Raw genomic sequence first — 15,926 nt, 5'->3', positions numbered from 1 at the left:
CCAAATGATGGCGACGTCTCCTACAATGGGTGATATTTATTCTATATGAATTGCACATTATATTCTTTCACAAATATAATAAAGAAAAAACAGGGTTCTCTACTAAAGAGAACCCCGATAAATATTTTTATTATAATCAGATTAGTCAAACATATTCCTATGCTACAAAGGTAGAATTCTATAATTTACGGGCCCATAAAATATTTATGTAAGATTTTTGTAAAGTAATCCTTGTATTTGGCCTGTTTCACTGCATCACCCGCTAGAATATCAACCTTTCCGATCTTTTCTTTATCATAATAATATACAATCTCACCGATCTTTGTGTCCTTAGCCACCGGTGCAGGTACCTGATCAATCATCTTGACTTCCTTACGTATTTTATCCGAGGCTTTTCCTTTCGTACACAGATACGAGAAGTCCTTGCTCACCTTACCCTTTACTGAATCCGTAACACCTTTGGTAACCTTTACAGGAGGAAGGGTAGCATTTTCGTTCTTATCCGTATAGATACTATAGTTTGCAAAACCATAATTTAATAACTTGGAGGCTTCTGCAAATCTGGTCTTTGTATCCGGGGAGGCCATGACTACTGCAATCAGATCCATATTATTACGCTTTGCAGTTGCGGAGAGACAATACTTTGCTAACCCTGTAGAACCGGTCTTCAAGCCTGTGATACCCTGGTAGAACCGAACCAATTTATTGGTATTCGTTAAACCAAATTCGGATGTACCTTTCTTTGTAGTATGGGTGATGTTATCCATCCATACGGTTGAGTATTTACTAATCTCCGGATGTTTCATAATTAGAGCCCTTGACATCAGTGCAACATCATATGCCGAGGAGTAATGATCATCGATATCTAAACCGCAGCAGTTTACAAAGTGTGTATTCTTCATACCAAGATCCTTTGCTCTTTGATTCATACGTGCCACAAACTCTTCCTCTGAACCAGCAATATACTCTGCCATAGCAACACATGCATCATTCGCGCTCGCAATACTGATACACTTTATCATAGTATTAACATCCTGTGTCTCATTTGGTTCTAGATAGACCTGTGATCCGCCCATGGAAGCAGCGTGTTCACTTACACTGACCTGGTCAGTAAGCTTTATCTGGCCAGAATCAATCGCATCAAAGATAAGAAGTAATGTCATAACTTTTGTGATACTTGCCGGTTTTAAGCGTTCGTCCTTATTTTTTTCAAAAATAACCTTACCAGTCGATCCTTCCATCAATACTACTGATGGAGTACTTAGCTGCAATTGTGTATCCGCTGCCGCAGTGACAGCCATCTCACCGCCTTTTCCTACTTTCGTATCTTTTGTTTGACCATTGGATGAACTAGGATAAATCAAAAGAAGTATCAAAGAGCTTAGTAAAAATATAGATAGTGTCTTTTTCAACTTTACCTCAATTCTGCCATTACGGGGCAAAAATGCATTATTACTATTTTAATCCAGGCTATCCGTTTTTAGACCAATCTATCCAATATTTGTTCAATTTATATTACATTACTTTACTACAACTGTACATCGCATCTTTTTCCCCTTAATCTTGGCCGTAATCACTGTAGATCCTTTTCCAACCGCCTTCACATTCCCAAACATGGATACTTTAGCTACCGATCGGTTACTGCTTTTCCAGCTCACCATTGCGCCCGAACCCTTGACATCCAAATCGTAGCTCCGCCCCTTCGTCAAACTTATCTTCTTTTTACTGATGTCAACAACATGCACACGGCATTTTAGCACTTTGCCGTTCACCTTCACGATTATAAATGCTTTGCCGGTTTGATACGCGTATAAACGTCCGGTAAAATTCACCCCGACCACACGAAAATTTGTAGAAGAATAGGTCGCCCTCTTATTAATCGCATTAATTCCAAGATGAGTTTCCTGTCCTTTTACCATATAAATATCCTGCTTCGTGAGATGAAGCGAAAACGGAAGCATAATATTTTCCTTATAATACACGGAAGAATTCATAATAATATAACGAAGTACGAGAACTGCAATGATAACAATAATTATGTATTTATATATCACATATAATAATGGCGACTTTTCTTGATACCCTCGTTTTTTCATTCAACTCTATGCCACCTAATGGCATAAACCCACTTTCTATACCAGGTTCTATTATATCTTATGAGTTAGGCCTGGACTATTGAATGAATTTCTTTGAAAATGCACTAATATAGGGGCGCTCATAAATTTATTGAGGTTTATCATGTTTAGGTATTGAAAATAGCGTGTAATCTATTATCCTTCAGAGACACGTTCTCACTCGATTGTCGCACGTAATGGCACTTAGGTTCTGTCAGATAAATTCATTCTGACAGAACCTAAGTGCCAACGGCGACAAACGGTCTCTTACAGGATGAATAGATAACACGCTATTAATTCAATTCTCTGTATGATAAACTTCTAAGTTCTATGAAAGCGCCCTTCAGATTTTATGTTATTATCATAATTATATAAAAATAAGATTTGATTTATATCCTTGTGAGATACATTTTTACTTGATTGTCGCTCATAGTAACACGTAATCTTATGTCAGATATACGGCATGCTTACAGAACCTAAGTGCCGACAGCGACAAACGGTCTCTTCCAGGATGCGGTATTCTACAGAAGTTCTACTCCATCCTTCGTTACGATCGCATACACATGCTTGGTGGGTTCCGGTTTTTCCTTGGAGATTGTGTAGGCTTTTTGAAGTCGTTCTTTCCCCTCCTGAAGTTTCTTAGGGTCATTTGCATATAGGGTTGCTAACACATCTCCTTTTGATACACAATCCCCTAGTTTCTTCTGGATCTTTAGCCCGACGGATAGATCTATCACACTATCCTTTGTCTCTCTGCCACCCCCGAGTATTAAGGAAGTCATCCCCACCTCATCCGTATGAATTGAGGTAATATATCCATCCTCATTGGCTGTAACATCTTCTTCCAGCTTTGCTTTCGTAAATAAGTTCGTATGAAAGACAGCATTGCTGTTTCCCCCTTGTGCATTTATGAACTCTGCGAATTTGTTCAATGCCGTTTTATCCTCAATTGTCTTGTAAAGCATCTTTTTTGCTTCTTCAACATTGGTAGCCTTATCCGATCCAACCAACATAAAGGCAGCTAGCGTGATACTAACCTCCATCAAATCATTTGGTGCGCAACCATTCAGTGCATCGATTGCTTCAATTACCTCCAGGGTGTTACCGACCGCCTGACCTAGCGGCTGATTCATATCCGTGATTACTGCATAGGTTTTCCTGCCTGCAATTGTTCCGATTTGAACCATTTCCTTTGCAAGTGCAAGGGAATCTTCAAACTTTTTCATAAATGCACCGCTTCCTGTTTTAACATCAAGTACAATGACATCAGAGCCGGATGCAATCTTTTTACTCATAATACTACTTGCTATCAGCGAAATGTTATCTACGGTTGCAGTTACGTCCCTCAAGGCATAGATTTTTTTATCCGCAGGCGCAAGATTTGCTGTCTGTCCTACGATTGCCATTTTGATTGTATTTACATTTTGGATAAACTCCTGAGTAGTAATTGTAGTTGAAAAGCCCGGAAAGCTTTCCAACTTATCTATCGTACCTCCGGTATGTCCAAGTCCACGTCCGGACATCTTGGCAACCGGTACTCCCAAGCAAGCCACCATAGGCCCTAGCACCAACGAAGTCTTATCTCCCACGCCACCGGTACTGTGTTTATCTACCTTTACTCCATTAATTTGCGATAAATCCAATATGTCGCCACTGTTCGCCATCGCTACCGTCAATGCAGCTGTTTCTTCGTGATCCATTCCATTTAAACAGATTGCCATTAATAAAGCAGACATTTGATAATCAGGAATTGTTCCGTTCGTAAACCCTTCTATAATGAACTCTATTTCCTGTGTATTTAAACGTTCTTTGTTTTTCTTTTTATTAATCAAATCATACATTTTCATAGCACATTTCCTCCGATATTTATTATCCCACATAGTATGTTTCATTTGTCTACTACAATATACCATTTTACACAAATTGGATATCAAAAACTTTAAATTATCCTACTTTCGTATTATTATGCAGATTTTTGGCATAATATTAAATATTTTAAATTTAATTTCATTGACTATACTATAAAAAAAGGATAAAATAAATGAAATTGAATTGAGGGAGATTGATAAAATGAGTTTCAAGTTTTTAAAAGAAGTTATAACCCCGGAAGAACTCGTAAAAGCCTATCCGTTACCGGCTAAGGATGTTCTTCGTAAGAAGGATAGAGATAAACAGATTAAGGATGTTATCACAGGTTCATCTGATAAATTTTTGGTTATTATCGGGCCTTGTTCCGCCGACAATGAAGATGCTGTTTGTGATTATATTTCCCGACTCGCTAAAGTGCAGGATAAGGTTGAGGATAAATTAATCATAATCCCTAGAATTTATACCAATAAGCCACGTACTACGGGCGAAGGATATAAGGGTATGGTGCATCAGCCTGATCCCGAGAAAGAACCGGATCTTCAAGAGGGTCTTATTGCAATGAGAAAAATGCATCTTCGTGCAATTGCTGAAAGCGGTTTAACCTCTGCTGATGAGATGTTATATCCGGAAAACTGGCCATACGTAGAAGATATCCTATCTTATGTAGCAGTAGGTGCCAGATCTGTTGAAGATCAACAACATCGCCTTACTATCAGTGGTATGGATGTTCCGGCAGGTATGAAGAACCCAACCAGTGGTGATTTTTCCGTTATGTTAAACTCCGTAGTAGCTGCACAGGCAAATCACACTTTCCTATATCGTAAGTGGGAAGTAGAAACTTCCGGCAACCCGTTAGCTCATACCATATTAAGAGGTGCGGTGAACAAGCATGGTCAATGCATTCCAAACTATCATTATGAAGATTTGACTTTACTTGCTTCTATGTATAATGAGCGTGATTTGGTAAATCCCGCAATCATCGTTGACGCGAATCACTCTAACTCCAGCAAGCAATACAAAGAACAGATTCGTATTGTTAAAGAAGTTCTCCACAGCCGAAGATTATCCAAGGATATCGCAGGTATGGTGAAAGGTGTGATGATTGAAAGCTACATCGAAGGTGGCAGCCAAAAAGTATCTGAGCATATATACGGTAAATCCATTACTGATCCTTGCTTAGGTTGGGCTGATTCCGAAAAATTAATTTATACTATAGCTGACAGTATCTAATCTTAAAATTATATTTTTACTTTAATATTTTGTTTGTCTTATATTCAGAATATATTTTATTAATTCATATTTATATACATTTGAAGGAGGGACTTGATTTCCCTCCTTCATTTTGATAATTTTCAATACTGTGAATTATATTAAAGATTCTTTTTCATAATAACTGCAGGCAACTTTTTCCCAGTCCAATCCAGTTCTACATCTTCAAATTTAGTAAATCCAATTCTATTCCAAAAACGTAGTACCGAACTATCGTAATTAGTAACTACATCTATTCTAATGCATTTAGATTTTAATGATTTTACATATTCTTCAAATGCTTGATAAATTTGTTTGCCATAACCTTTATCTTTAAAATCATTATGTATCATCAATAAAGATAAATAGGTTTCTTTATCCACCTTAAAGTCAATTGTTCCAATTATCTTTTCTGAAGCTCTCTCAACTATTTTACAGGAATAAAAACCAACCTCTATCATTGATTCAAGTTCTTCCATTATCCATTGATTTGTTACATTTTCCTTATCCATATGAGCCACTAAAAAATGTTTATTAGAGTTATAAACTTCAGTAATTTCATTTAAGTCCTTGTTCTTGACCAAATCAATATAAAAATCATTTAATTCAAAAATCACTATATCCCCCTATTATAAAACGATGTACCATATAAACTATCGTGAATCATCTGCAGATAATGTCTCATTTCATTTCCCCGGTACCTCTTCTGATACCAAGAGATTATCATTAATGTCATAATAGTTGCAAGTCATCTCCTCCATCCGGGTGATCCATTTACACACCCCGGCCTCTGCAACTTGATTGCAAAAGGTTACAAAATCCGTTTTACCAACTTGATGCTCTTTGATGATTTTCTTAACTTCCGCTCTGTCACTAATACTGTTGATTGTAATAATTGGCCGATTACCTTCTATCTCAAGTACCTTTCCACTCTTATCCACATAAACACTTCTTCCATCTTCTACTATATATTCATTCCTCTCCATGCCCATTAATTTAAACTCTTGTACCAGCTTCGGAAAATCTACACCCGTATATTTTGCATGTGCTGCTTTAATTGTCTCTAAAGTAAATTCCATCCTATTTAACTCTCTTTCCTAATAACCTGCAGGCCTTGTTTTGCAGGAAAACATAATATAATTGGTTTCTATATAATGATTGATGTAAATCATAGTATTACTTTGTTCCCTTGTAATTTTTCTTTAACTCCTACAATACGATAGCTTATTATTTGTGGCGATTCAAAATCAATCAATGGTATTTCCCTCAACTTCTTCTGCTCAATATATTCTTCAGCAAGCTTCTTTGGTAAAAAGCTATATCCATATCCATCAAATAAGTATGGAATTAGTTTGATACTATTATCAATCTCAAACGAAAATTGATAATAGGGCGGGAATAATTCACGAATAAACTCACCAATTCCTTGTAGCATAAAATTACACATTAAATAATCGATCTGCACCAATTCAGATTTTGCGATACCATCTTTATAGGTTGTGTTATTATAATCCGTTACTAAGACCAACTTGTCCTCGTGATATATTTCGCATTGATATCCGATTTTATGCAATGGTATAAAAGTATACGCTATATCGATCACTCCATCTTGTAATTGTTGTAATAATTCAGTGGAATGTCCCAATATTAGTTTCAACGATGTATCCTTGTTTTTAGAACGAAACTTATGAAGTTCCTTTGATAAGGATGTCTCATATATGGTATTCGTCGTGCCAATTCTTATCGTCTTCTTATATTTAGTTAAGGTATTTAGTTTTTGAAACGCCAACTCCTCAAGCTCCACTATTCGTGTCGCATATGTTAAAAACAGCTTCCCTTCCTCTGTTAATTCTATTTGCCTGCGTTCCCTATCGAAGAGCTTCTTCCCTAATTCACGCTCCAACTCCGCTACGCGGTTTGTAACTGTCGATTGTGCAACAAATAACTCTTCCGCAGTTTGTGTAAAGTTTTTTCGTTGAGTTAGTTTTATAAATGTTTTAAGATTTTGTATATCCATTATTAACCCTCCATGCTGCCACTATCTAATAAAATAGATATCAACACATATTTTTGTGTGAAATATCTAGTTTACTCATACTCTCACCAATTCAACTTTTGAATTGATATTATTCGAATAATTCATTTTACAAATATTATATGATGGGATTATACTTTAGTCAATTGGAATACATATGATAGGAAAAGGAGATTAACAATGAATATAATACGAACAAATAGAACTCATCCTGATTTCTTAATATTATGCAATGAACTGGATCATGCACTCGATGAGGCAAGTGGTGGATTTGAAAACAGAAAAAAATATGTGCCCTATAACCAGTCTAATACAATGGACATGGTTGTGATATTATATGATGAAGATATTGCGATTGGATGCGGAGCCTACCGATTACATGATGAATGTACCGCTGAAATTAAACGAATGTTTGTGAAGAAAGCATATCGAGGCAAAGGTTATGGGAGATCAATTCTCCAGGAGCTAATTAACATTAATAAAGATAATGGAATCAAGAGGTTAGTACTCGAGACAGGATCCTCTCTCGTATCTGCCATCTCACTATATAAGAATATAGGATTTGAAGTGATACCGAACTATCCACCTTATGATAAAATGAAAGAATCACTGTGTATGGAATTGATTATCAAGTAGAAAGGATTTCACATGAATATCATCTATAAAACATCAAAGAATTTTTATTCTACTGAATTAAAGGACTTATTCCATTCTGTAAATTGGTTGTCAGCTAACTACCCGGAGCGTCTGGAACAAGCGATAAATCATTCCTCCACTGTACTCTCTGCCTGGGATGGAGATAAGCTAATCGGACTCGTCAATGCACTTGATGACAGTGCCATGACTGCTTATGTCCACTACCTTCTTGTAACCCCTTCTTATCAGAAGCTAGGTATCGGAAAGGAACTGATTCGTCGCATAAAGAAACATTATGAAGGATACCTTTATCTATTGATATTGGCAGAAGAAAAAGATAAAGTCAGCTTTTATACTAAACTCGGTTTTGAAGTAGGCACCTCTACACCTCTTATGATTATGACAAAGTAGGAAGGTTGTTTCCGCTGCGAAAAGGTTGATGCAAAATCAATTCAATGGGCTCGTCACCTCTAGAACATTACCTTCACTATCCATAATTTCAAGTACTTGATTTTGTCCAATTATCGTAAGAGGGAAAACAATTTTACAATGTAATTCCTCTATCTTTTTCAACATTTGCTTCATATCATTTACTTCTAGGCTGGGAATACAATTATTCCCCCAGCTCTTATATTCGTTTACTTTTTTATACGCAAACAAACCTAAACGAAAACCATTAATATTAAAAACACTATATATTTTATCTTTCACATTTACCTTTTGCCCTAAAAGGTCTTCATAAAAAATAATTGCTCTACTCATATCATTTACTGATATATAAAGTGATTTTAGTTGGAATGTGATGTTTCCATCCATATGCTACCTCTTAATGTGTTAAAGTAATTGATGCAATATTCTCTATAATATCTGCCAAGTAACAACCTATAAATGCGCTTTGGTATATTAAATCAGTACCGTCTCATTTCCCCAAACACATATTGTAGTCTTCTCTTCTCCCCACCTTACTAAGCTCTGGGATGCGTATTCATATATACTTCTCTGCTGTTTTTATAACTCTGAGGCAGGTAGAGCTGAGTAGTTGTTATATCAGAATGACCCAGGAATTCCTGCACACTTCCAAGATCAGCACCATTATCGATTAAATGAGCTGCAAAGGAGTGCCTGATGGTGTTTGGATTAATTGTATCCATTCCGGCTGCCTTCGCATAGGTTTTTAAGATTTTCCACAAGCCCTGTCTGCTCAATTGCTCTCCTGAGGTATTCAAAAACAATATATCACTGTTATTTTTATCAAATTCCTCCGGTCGTACTTTCAGGTATTCCTGGAGTGCATGCTTTGCGGACTTTCCAAAAGGAATATTACGCTCTCTGCGTTCCCCGCATGTTATGTATTTGGCAGATAAATTAATATCGGTGACCTTCATCGATATCAGCTCGGTTACCTTAATTCCGGTAGCATAGAGGAGTTCTAATATTGCGCGGTCACGAATCCCCTTCTTTGTTTTTAAGTCGGGCTGCCCGAGCAACTTGTCCATCATTGAGGCTTCTAATACCTGAGGCGCTTTCTTTTGCACCTTAGGTGGCTTGATTCGTTCCGAGGGATCTCCTTGAATCAACCCATTTTTCATCAGATATAGAATAAACGCTTTCATAGCAGCGATATTTCTGGATACGGATGCGGGCGACAGCCCTTCCTTCTCAAGCGTAAGTACATAGGAATTTAAACATGTCTCACTTATCTTCGTTATAGAATCGATATTCTGTTTATTAAAGTAGATTTGCAATTTTCTCAGATCATTCTGATAAGCCTGCAATGTGTTTTTTGAAGCATGTCTTATTTCTTTCAAATACATAATAAAATCATTGATATACTGTTCCATTCCTACCTCCCTGGTTTTCATAAAAATCAGTTTTGAAGTATTGTACCGTATTGTGAAAATGATTAAGCTTATGATATAAATGTTGCTAGTACTCTTTGTAATAGATATGCACCTGGATACGCTTCGAGAAAACTTGCAGCTACCAGAGCAAGCGCTAGTAAAAATATAAGAAACAAGTTGGATTTCACCAATTTTAATATACCGCCAAAATTATTGCGGTTTTCACTGTAAATCGTCCTACATATTGCAAATCCTTTATATAGACTGATCAATGCAATCGGTAGATATAGCAACCCTTGTGGAAATACATAAACCGCTACAAGGATAAGTCCCTTTATTCCATATTGCATTGTAACGGCTGAGATAAAAAATCCTGTAAAAAACCCAAAGGAAGTCACTTTCAGTGCCATATATGGTATGCCGAGAATCGTCAAGCTCAGTAACCAGAATATGATAAAATCATTAAAATTCTTGCCCAATACATATTGAAACAACCCCATATAATCAATTTTTCCATCTACGATCTTACCAAACAGATTGGATTCATATGTTTGCATTTGAGCCGAATAATTTGTCCGAAAAATGTTTGCACATAACACTCCAAAAAACACTCCAATGATAACAAGAAATATTGTTATCTGGAATACGCTTAATTTATGGAATTGTACTTTTAAAGGTTTCATCGCTTCACCTGCCTATCATTTTCTTATATAAAATAGATATGATAGGAACAGAGAAATAGAACAAGCTATTTTTAAGAAAAGTGATCGTGTTATGAAGTTGACATACGGATTATTTCGATTCTATCTTTGCCTTATAAGCCATTAATCCGGCAATTGTTTTTGCATCAACGATCTGACCCTCTAAAACCATCTTTGTTAACTCATCGAGTGAATATTTTTCAACCGTTACAAATTCATCTTCATCAAGATTCTGACTGGATGGAGTAATTCCGGTTGTATAATAGATCCCAATTTTCTCATTGCAGAAAGCCACTGTGGTATATAAATCAAGAAGGTGATAAACTTCCCCTGCCTTATGTCCGGTTTCCTCCTCACACTCACGAATTGCACATTCTCGTGGATCCTCACCGGTATTTAAGCCTCCTGCAGGTATCTCCAAGGTATACTGATCCACTGCATTTCGGTATTGACGCACCATGTAGATTTTGCCATCCTCATCTACCGGAATCATAGCAGCCGCACCGTTATGGTGGATATAATCAAAATGAGTAATCTTATCATTATTTACTTCAATCGTATCACGATATAAGCTGATGATGCGACCTTGATGGACTAATTCTCTATTTAATCTTTTATGTGGTACCATAATTTACTCCTAATCTGATGTTTGTTTATATAATCTATTTTAAGTCTAAATCGTTACTTTCATTTTGTTATTATACATTTCATTGTTATTTTTATATTTTGTAAAAGTGTCCTGTTCATTTGTTTCGTTTAATTTTGAAATATTTTCTTTTCATTCTTTATTCCCAGGACAACCTTTACATAACTTTCTTCTTTCTTACTTCTTCTTACTTAACTCAACCGCTTTCTCATAGCAGGCATCCGATGCTTTCATGATGGCATTGCGTAGCCCATGCTCCTCCAAGGCTTTTACAGCCGCGATGGTTGTCCCACCCGGTGAACATACATTATCCTTAAGTCTTCCAGGATGTTCTCCTGTCTCTAATACCATAGCCGCTGCTCCCATAACTGTTTGGGCTGCTAAGGTATATGCCTTGTCCCTTGGAATTCCATAGCTCACCACGCTATCAGCCAATGCTTCGATAAACATATATACATATGCCGGTGAGCTTCCATTCGCACAAACCACAGCATTCATCAAGCTTTCATCAAATACTTCATATTTACCAAACGAACGAAAGAACTGATCAATCGTTGTAATCTCATCTTCAAGAAACTCGTCCTTCGAATAGCAGATTCCGGTCATTCCCTTCAAAACCATTGCAGGCGTATTCGGCATCGCTCTTACTACTCGAGTCTCCTCTCCTAGTGCTTCCTTCAATGTCTCTATCGTAATCCCTGCTGCAATAGAAATAACTATGTGATCCTTTGTTACCTTATCTTTTATCTGTTGCAAGACCTGAGGAAAGAATTGTGGTTTAACTGCTAATACAAGATATTTGCACTGACAAACCACAGTAATATTGTCCTCACTGTATGGAACCTTGGTATCCTGAACTACGAACTGACATCTGTCCTTCGATGCATCCGTATATACTACTTCTGTGTTACCAAAGGTGGTGATTGCTACTTTTAATAAAGGGTAGCCCATATTACCGGCTCCGATAAATCCAAATAATGCCATAATTTTCCTTCTTTCTAACCATATAATACATACAAAGTAAAACGTCATCTTTATGTTATTTTATCATATTCCTGTCAAAAATCCATAGTAAAATCTAAAATCTGGTAACCATAATTTATTTATGTAGCCAAATAAGTGTTTTTTATATCCTATTATACAAAAGAACCCAGATTATCGGTATGATTAATGATTAAGAATCAGGGCTTTTGACACAACAACCAATGTTTCATATCAATAAATGGGTAGCGCTTTCCAATACGGAATGCACTACCCATTTATTGTGGCAAGCGGTTGACTTACCTATATTTATACCAATTTGGCAAGGAAATCTTCAATTCTGTCAAGGCCTTTCTTAATCTGCTCTGATGATATTGCATAAGAAAGACGGATATGGTCTGCACAACCAAAATCCTCACAAGGAATAACCGCTACATTATAATCTTCAATGAGAATTTTAGCAAGCTTATTCACATCTGATACCTTCTCACCATTATAATCTTTAGTTAAAACCTCTCTGATATCGATAAACATGTAGAACGCACCTTGAGGCTTTAGGCTTGATACAAGCTTCATACCGGATACTCTTTCATACATGTAATCACGTCTTTTCTTAAATTCTGCATGCATCTTATGCACCGAATCCTGAGGACCAATCAATGCTTCCATCGCAGCTTTTTGCGCTATCGAGTTCGGATTGGAGGTCTGATGGCTCTGTAAGCTTCCCATTAATTTTGCAATCGGTGCCGGTGATCCAGTAAAACCGATTCTCCAACCTGTCATAGAGTAGCTTTTTGCAACACCGCTACAGGTTATTGTTCTCTTATAAATCTCTTCGTTCAAGGAGGCAATACTGACTGCTTCCCCTTCATAGATTAAGTGCTCATACATCTCGTCAGAAACCACATAGAAATCTTTTTTTACTGCTACTTCTGCGATTGCTTCAAGTTCTTCTCTAGTATAAATCATACCGGATGGATTGCTAGGAGAATTCAAAATTAAAGCCTTTGTTTTATCGGTACAAACCGCTTCTATCTGTGCTGCCGTTACCTTATAGTCGTTTGATTTCTCTCCTTTTACGAATACCGGTACACCATCTGCAAGTTTAACGATCTCAGGGTAGCTGAGCCAGTATGGAGCAAGAATGATTACTTCATCTCCCGGATTTAATATTGCCTCAAAAATGTTAGTTAAGGAGTGTTTTCCCCCATTGCTTACCACAATCTGGTTTGGCTCGTATTTTACTTTGTTAAAGTTGAGAAACTTTTCACATACTGCCTTTCGAAGTTCTAATGTGCCTTCCGCCGGTGTGTACTTAGTAAAACCATCATGAATTGCCTTAATCGCTGCATCACAAATGTTATCCGGGGTATTGAAATCAGGTTCACCTGCACCGAAACCAACGACATCAATGCCCTTGCTCATTAATTCTTTTGCTTTTGCCGTAATCGCCAAAGTAGAAGAAGGCTTTACTGCTTGCGCTTTTTTTGATAACGTTAATGCCATAAATTATACCATCCTTAACCTTTCATTTTTAAAGTTGATACATTATTATATTGTCAAATTGAATATGTGTATTATTGTATACAACTTAAATCTTAACCATTGTAATATATAACTTTCGATTATGCAACAGAAATATGAAAAAATTATAAAATAAATATATTTGTAGCGCAATCACATGTCCGTTCTACACGGATTTATATTGTTCATGTTTAGTAATTATAAGTTGTAAAATATTCACGTCTTCTCTCTGCACAAATACCGAGATTACTCATATTTTATGTTATTCTGATTTGGATTACCTGATTATCTTATAATTCATACCTATTCTCACAACTTAAAACGGCTGAAACCTATATGAGTTAATCACTGGTTCCAGCCATATTTAGTTGAATTTAATACCCTATATCTGCAATCAGCCAAGGAGATGTTTCCTTCTCTTTCACCAAAGTAAACCACTTCGTATATTCCCCACCGGGTCCACTTCCCTTCTTATCATTCCTATACAGAATCTTATAGGTTAGCTCTAAGCTAATCACCTTATATGGTCTAGTATCAGCACCTGCTCCAACCTTATAAGTATAGCTAATTTGTCTACCATCCTTGTCACTGATTGAAATAAGTTCAGCATCTTTTATATTAGAGAAATTTCCATGCTTTAAACGATCAGCCAAATATTTAAAAGGATCTCTTTTATCGTGTTCTTTAAGTGCCACAAAATAATTCTTGATTACTTGTATCGCCTCTGATTTTTGCTTTTCAGCTTCTTGTGCTTTTGCAATCTTTTCTGGACTAATCGTCGGTATAATCGTTGTAGTAGGGAATACAGTTGTAGACGGGGCTATGGTTGTAGTCGGTGACAGTGAGTTCGTTAATACACTTGAAGGTTTATTTGTTACATCTCCATTCAAATCGACATTTTTATTTTTTGCACATCCACAAAATAGAACAATGCTCGATATTATGCACATCATTACAATAACTATTCTTCTCTTCATAAATCCCCCTTCTATTTATTACCAACGATATGGAAGTATTCCCTTTTTTCAGTTCCAAATGTATTTACTAATGAATAATTTAGTCTATCTCTGCTATGGCAACAAATCAGCAAATCACTTCTAGTCGATCCTGTACCATTGTACACTATACCGGTAACAATCAAAGAATGATGTGCAGTAGTTGAGCCAACTTCAATTAATTGTATTATATCTCCATAATCTACAGCACTAAACGATGATGATTTATAATTTATATTAGAGACCGAAGATTTAATATAAGTATTAAATTGTTTTGCACCTGTCCAAGATGATGACCTATTTCCACTAGATTTGTAAAACCAACAAGTATCGCTGTATATTTCACCAACCTTCTGCTTCAAACCGCCTCCTTCATATAGACATTGGGATATGAAGTTAGTACAGTCACCATCACCATCACCCGTATTGCCGTCATAATTATGATAGTTCGTATTGTAATTATATGCATGATCCATTGCATAATCAGCGGCACCTGATCTATTGTATGTAGTAGATGCTGCCGCAACTACCGAATTATTAACCATTTGTTTATCTTCAGATTCATTACTTTTTTCAGAAACAACATTTAATATTTCTTTGTTAAAATCACTATAAAATTTGTTTACATCCTTTTTTAAATTTTTGTTATAATGATTTAGACTCACAATACTTTCTGGATCAATAGCCTTCCCTTCAAAATCTTCCTTCACTGAATCATCAACAAATCCAGAAATATTAACGATTTGCCATATTTTATTTTTAAATAAAGTAATCGTATATTTGTTCCTTTCACCTGATTGTATATCTAACGAAAAATTATAATTAAATTTTTTTGTTACATAAACATTTACCGTTACTTCATTGTTGTTTATTTCAAATGTTTCATAATCAAAGCTCAACTTTTTATTCATTTCTTTAAGCTTGATTCCTGGATATTCTTGAGCCAATACTATGCGCCTATTTAAAACAGTTTTGATAAGTGCTTTATTAATATTGTTAACATCCGAAGTATAAACACTATTCAACTCGGTAAAACTTGTATTTTCTTTATCAAATGCATTCTCATAACTCTTAAAAAATTTCTCAATTAAGGCCGTTACATCTTGTTTACTATCAGATTCTACGCTTATTGAAGGAATTCCCTCTGCATAACTAACAGTAGTAGACAAAAACAATGTGCATAATATAACGACCAAAACTCCATACTTCATTTTTCTTACGTTCATATTATTCTCCCCAATAATTTATTAAGTTTAGCAGAAATAATTTTATAAATACTCTTTTATAAATACCGCATAAACCCTTGTAATATAATACCACATTAGTATATATCTGT

Annotated in this window: 17 protein-coding genes; 3 read left to right on the top strand and 14 right to left on the bottom strand. The window is 36.0% G+C overall.

The window, feature by feature from the left end:
* Positions 1–185 precede the first annotated feature (185 nt).
* From AC6IWN_RS06045 to AC6IWN_RS06035, 3 genes are all read right to left on the bottom strand, one after another.
* Complete coding sequence (locus AC6IWN_RS06045) at positions 186–1,412, bottom strand: D-alanyl-D-alanine carboxypeptidase family protein (protein ID WP_497991470.1); 1,227 nt, start codon at positions 1,410–1,412, stop codon at positions 186–188.
* Between the two features lie 108 nt (positions 1,413–1,520).
* Entirely contained in the window at positions 1,521–2,096 is a 576-nt protein-coding gene (locus tag AC6IWN_RS06040) for an Ig-like domain-containing protein (RefSeq protein WP_497991469.1), read from the bottom strand.
* A gap of 539 nt (positions 2,097–2,635) precedes the next feature.
* Positions 2,636–3,961: a pyrimidine-nucleoside phosphorylase gene (locus AC6IWN_RS06035; RefSeq protein ID WP_497991468.1), complete on the bottom strand. Its 1,326-nt coding sequence runs from the start codon at positions 3,959–3,961 to the stop codon at positions 2,636–2,638.
* Positions 3,962–4,166: 205 nt separating this feature from the next.
* Between AC6IWN_RS06035 and AC6IWN_RS06030 the strand changes: the two genes are divergently transcribed.
* Positions 4,167–5,213 (top strand): 3-deoxy-7-phosphoheptulonate synthase, encoded by a 1,047-nt coding sequence (locus AC6IWN_RS06030; RefSeq protein WP_497991467.1) that lies wholly within the window; start codon positions 4,167–4,169, stop codon positions 5,211–5,213.
* 140 nt (positions 5,214–5,353) lie between these two features.
* Here AC6IWN_RS06030 and AC6IWN_RS06025 read toward each other — a convergent pair whose 3' ends face one another.
* The 3 genes from AC6IWN_RS06025 to AC6IWN_RS06015 all read right to left on the bottom strand — a co-directional run bounded on the left by AC6IWN_RS06025 (position 5,354) and on the right by AC6IWN_RS06015 (position 7,248).
* On the bottom strand, positions 5,354–5,848 hold the full coding sequence (locus AC6IWN_RS06025; RefSeq protein WP_497991466.1) for a GNAT family N-acetyltransferase: 495 nt from the start codon (positions 5,846–5,848) through the stop codon (positions 5,354–5,356).
* A gap of 69 nt (positions 5,849–5,917) precedes the next feature.
* Positions 5,918–6,310, bottom strand: a complete 393-nt coding sequence (locus AC6IWN_RS06020) for a DUF1398 domain-containing protein (protein WP_497991465.1) — start codon at positions 6,308–6,310, stop codon at positions 5,918–5,920.
* An 89-nt stretch (positions 6,311–6,399) separates the two neighbouring features.
* A complete protein-coding gene (locus tag AC6IWN_RS06015; protein ID WP_497991464.1) occupies positions 6,400–7,248 on the bottom strand; it encodes a LysR family transcriptional regulator in 849 nt (282 codons plus the stop codon).
* 198 nt (positions 7,249–7,446) lie between these two features.
* Here AC6IWN_RS06015 and AC6IWN_RS06010 point away from each other — a divergent pair, with 198 nt between their 5' ends.
* Positions 7,447–7,902 (top strand): GNAT family N-acetyltransferase, encoded by a 456-nt coding sequence (locus AC6IWN_RS06010; RefSeq protein WP_497991463.1) that lies wholly within the window; start codon positions 7,447–7,449, stop codon positions 7,900–7,902.
* Positions 7,903–7,914: 12 nt separating this feature from the next.
* A complete protein-coding gene (locus AC6IWN_RS06005) occupies positions 7,915–8,313 on the top strand; it encodes a GNAT family N-acetyltransferase (protein ID WP_497991462.1) in 399 nt (132 codons plus the stop codon).
* A 36-nt stretch (positions 8,314–8,349) separates the two neighbouring features.
* On the opposite strand, the gene AC6IWN_RS06000 is transcribed toward AC6IWN_RS06005, so the two are convergent.
* The 8 genes from AC6IWN_RS06000 to AC6IWN_RS05965 form a co-directional block, all read right to left on the bottom strand.
* Positions 8,350–8,718 (bottom strand): VOC family protein, encoded by a 369-nt coding sequence (locus tag AC6IWN_RS06000; protein ID WP_497991461.1) that lies wholly within the window; start codon positions 8,716–8,718, stop codon positions 8,350–8,352.
* Positions 8,719–8,867: 149 nt separating this feature from the next.
* The gene (locus AC6IWN_RS05995) at positions 8,868–9,743 is read right to left on the bottom strand and encodes a tyrosine recombinase (protein WP_497991460.1); all 876 of its coding nucleotides are present in this window, start codon (positions 9,741–9,743) and stop codon (positions 8,868–8,870) included.
* A 68-nt stretch (positions 9,744–9,811) separates the two neighbouring features.
* A complete protein-coding gene (locus AC6IWN_RS05990; RefSeq protein WP_497991459.1) occupies positions 9,812–10,426 on the bottom strand; it encodes a stage II sporulation protein M in 615 nt (204 codons plus the stop codon).
* A gap of 109 nt (positions 10,427–10,535) precedes the next feature.
* Entirely contained in the window at positions 10,536–11,072 is a 537-nt protein-coding gene (locus AC6IWN_RS05985) for an NUDIX hydrolase (protein WP_497991458.1), read from the bottom strand.
* Between the two features lie 195 nt (positions 11,073–11,267).
* Positions 11,268–12,074, bottom strand: a complete 807-nt coding sequence (gene proC / locus AC6IWN_RS05980; protein ID WP_497991457.1) for a pyrroline-5-carboxylate reductase — start codon at positions 12,072–12,074, stop codon at positions 11,268–11,270.
* 306 nt (positions 12,075–12,380) lie between these two features.
* Complete coding sequence (locus AC6IWN_RS05975) at positions 12,381–13,577, bottom strand: pyridoxal phosphate-dependent aminotransferase (protein ID WP_497991456.1); 1,197 nt, start codon at positions 13,575–13,577, stop codon at positions 12,381–12,383.
* Between the two features lie 392 nt (positions 13,578–13,969).
* A complete protein-coding gene (locus AC6IWN_RS05970) occupies positions 13,970–14,572 on the bottom strand; it encodes a DUF4829 domain-containing protein (protein ID WP_497991455.1) in 603 nt (200 codons plus the stop codon).
* 11 nt (positions 14,573–14,583) lie between these two features.
* Positions 14,584–15,816 carry an amidase domain-containing protein gene (locus tag AC6IWN_RS05965; RefSeq protein WP_497991454.1) on the bottom strand — a complete coding sequence of 411 codons (1,233 nt, stop codon included), beginning with the start codon at positions 15,814–15,816 and terminating at the stop codon, positions 14,584–14,586.
* Positions 15,817–15,926 lie beyond the last annotated feature (110 nt).

It is taken from the genome of Variimorphobacter sp. HTMS_6, from assembly GCF_059717775.1.
Note: the sequence above shows the minus strand (reverse complement) of the source record. Positions and strands in the feature narration are given on the sequence as shown.

Bases quoted from the DNA above. Each gene is read 5' to 3' on its own strand.
- AC6IWN_RS06010 (WP_497991463.1), top strand. From the start codon at position 7,447: ATGAATATAATACGAACAAATAGAACTCATCCTGATTTCTTAATATTA.
- AC6IWN_RS06000 (WP_497991461.1), bottom strand. From the start codon at position 8,718: ATGGATGGAAACATCACATTCCAACTAAAATCACTTTATATATCAGTA.
- AC6IWN_RS06040 (WP_497991469.1), bottom strand. From the start codon at position 2,096: ATGAAAAAACGAGGGTATCAAGAAAAGTCGCCATTATTATATGTGATA.
- AC6IWN_RS05990 (WP_497991459.1), bottom strand. From the start codon at position 10,426: ATGAAACCTTTAAAAGTACAATTCCATAAATTAAGCGTATTCCAGATA.
- AC6IWN_RS05975 (WP_497991456.1), bottom strand. From the start codon at position 13,577: ATGGCATTAACGTTATCAAAAAAAGCGCAAGCAGTAAAGCCTTCTTCT.
- AC6IWN_RS06005 (WP_497991462.1), top strand. From the start codon at position 7,915: ATGAATATCATCTATAAAACATCAAAGAATTTTTATTCTACTGAATTA.
- AC6IWN_RS06015 (WP_497991464.1), bottom strand. From the start codon at position 7,248: ATGGATATACAAAATCTTAAAACATTTATAAAACTAACTCAACGAAAA.
- AC6IWN_RS05970 (WP_497991455.1), bottom strand. From the start codon at position 14,572: ATGAAGAGAAGAATAGTTATTGTAATGATGTGCATAATATCGAGCATT.
- AC6IWN_RS05965 (WP_497991454.1), bottom strand. From the start codon at position 15,816: ATGAACGTAAGAAAAATGAAGTATGGAGTTTTGGTCGTTATATTATGC.
- AC6IWN_RS05985 (WP_497991458.1), bottom strand. From the start codon at position 11,072: ATGGTACCACATAAAAGATTAAATAGAGAATTAGTCCATCAAGGTCGC.
- AC6IWN_RS06035 (WP_497991468.1), bottom strand. From the start codon at position 3,961: ATGAAAATGTATGATTTGATTAATAAAAAGAAAAACAAAGAACGTTTA.
- AC6IWN_RS05995 (WP_497991460.1), bottom strand. From the start codon at position 9,743: ATGGAACAGTATATCAATGATTTTATTATGTATTTGAAAGAAATAAGA.
- AC6IWN_RS06020 (WP_497991465.1), bottom strand. From the start codon at position 6,310: ATGGAATTTACTTTAGAGACAATTAAAGCAGCACATGCAAAATATACG.
- proC (WP_497991457.1), bottom strand. From the start codon at position 12,074: ATGGCATTATTTGGATTTATCGGAGCCGGTAATATGGGCTACCCTTTA.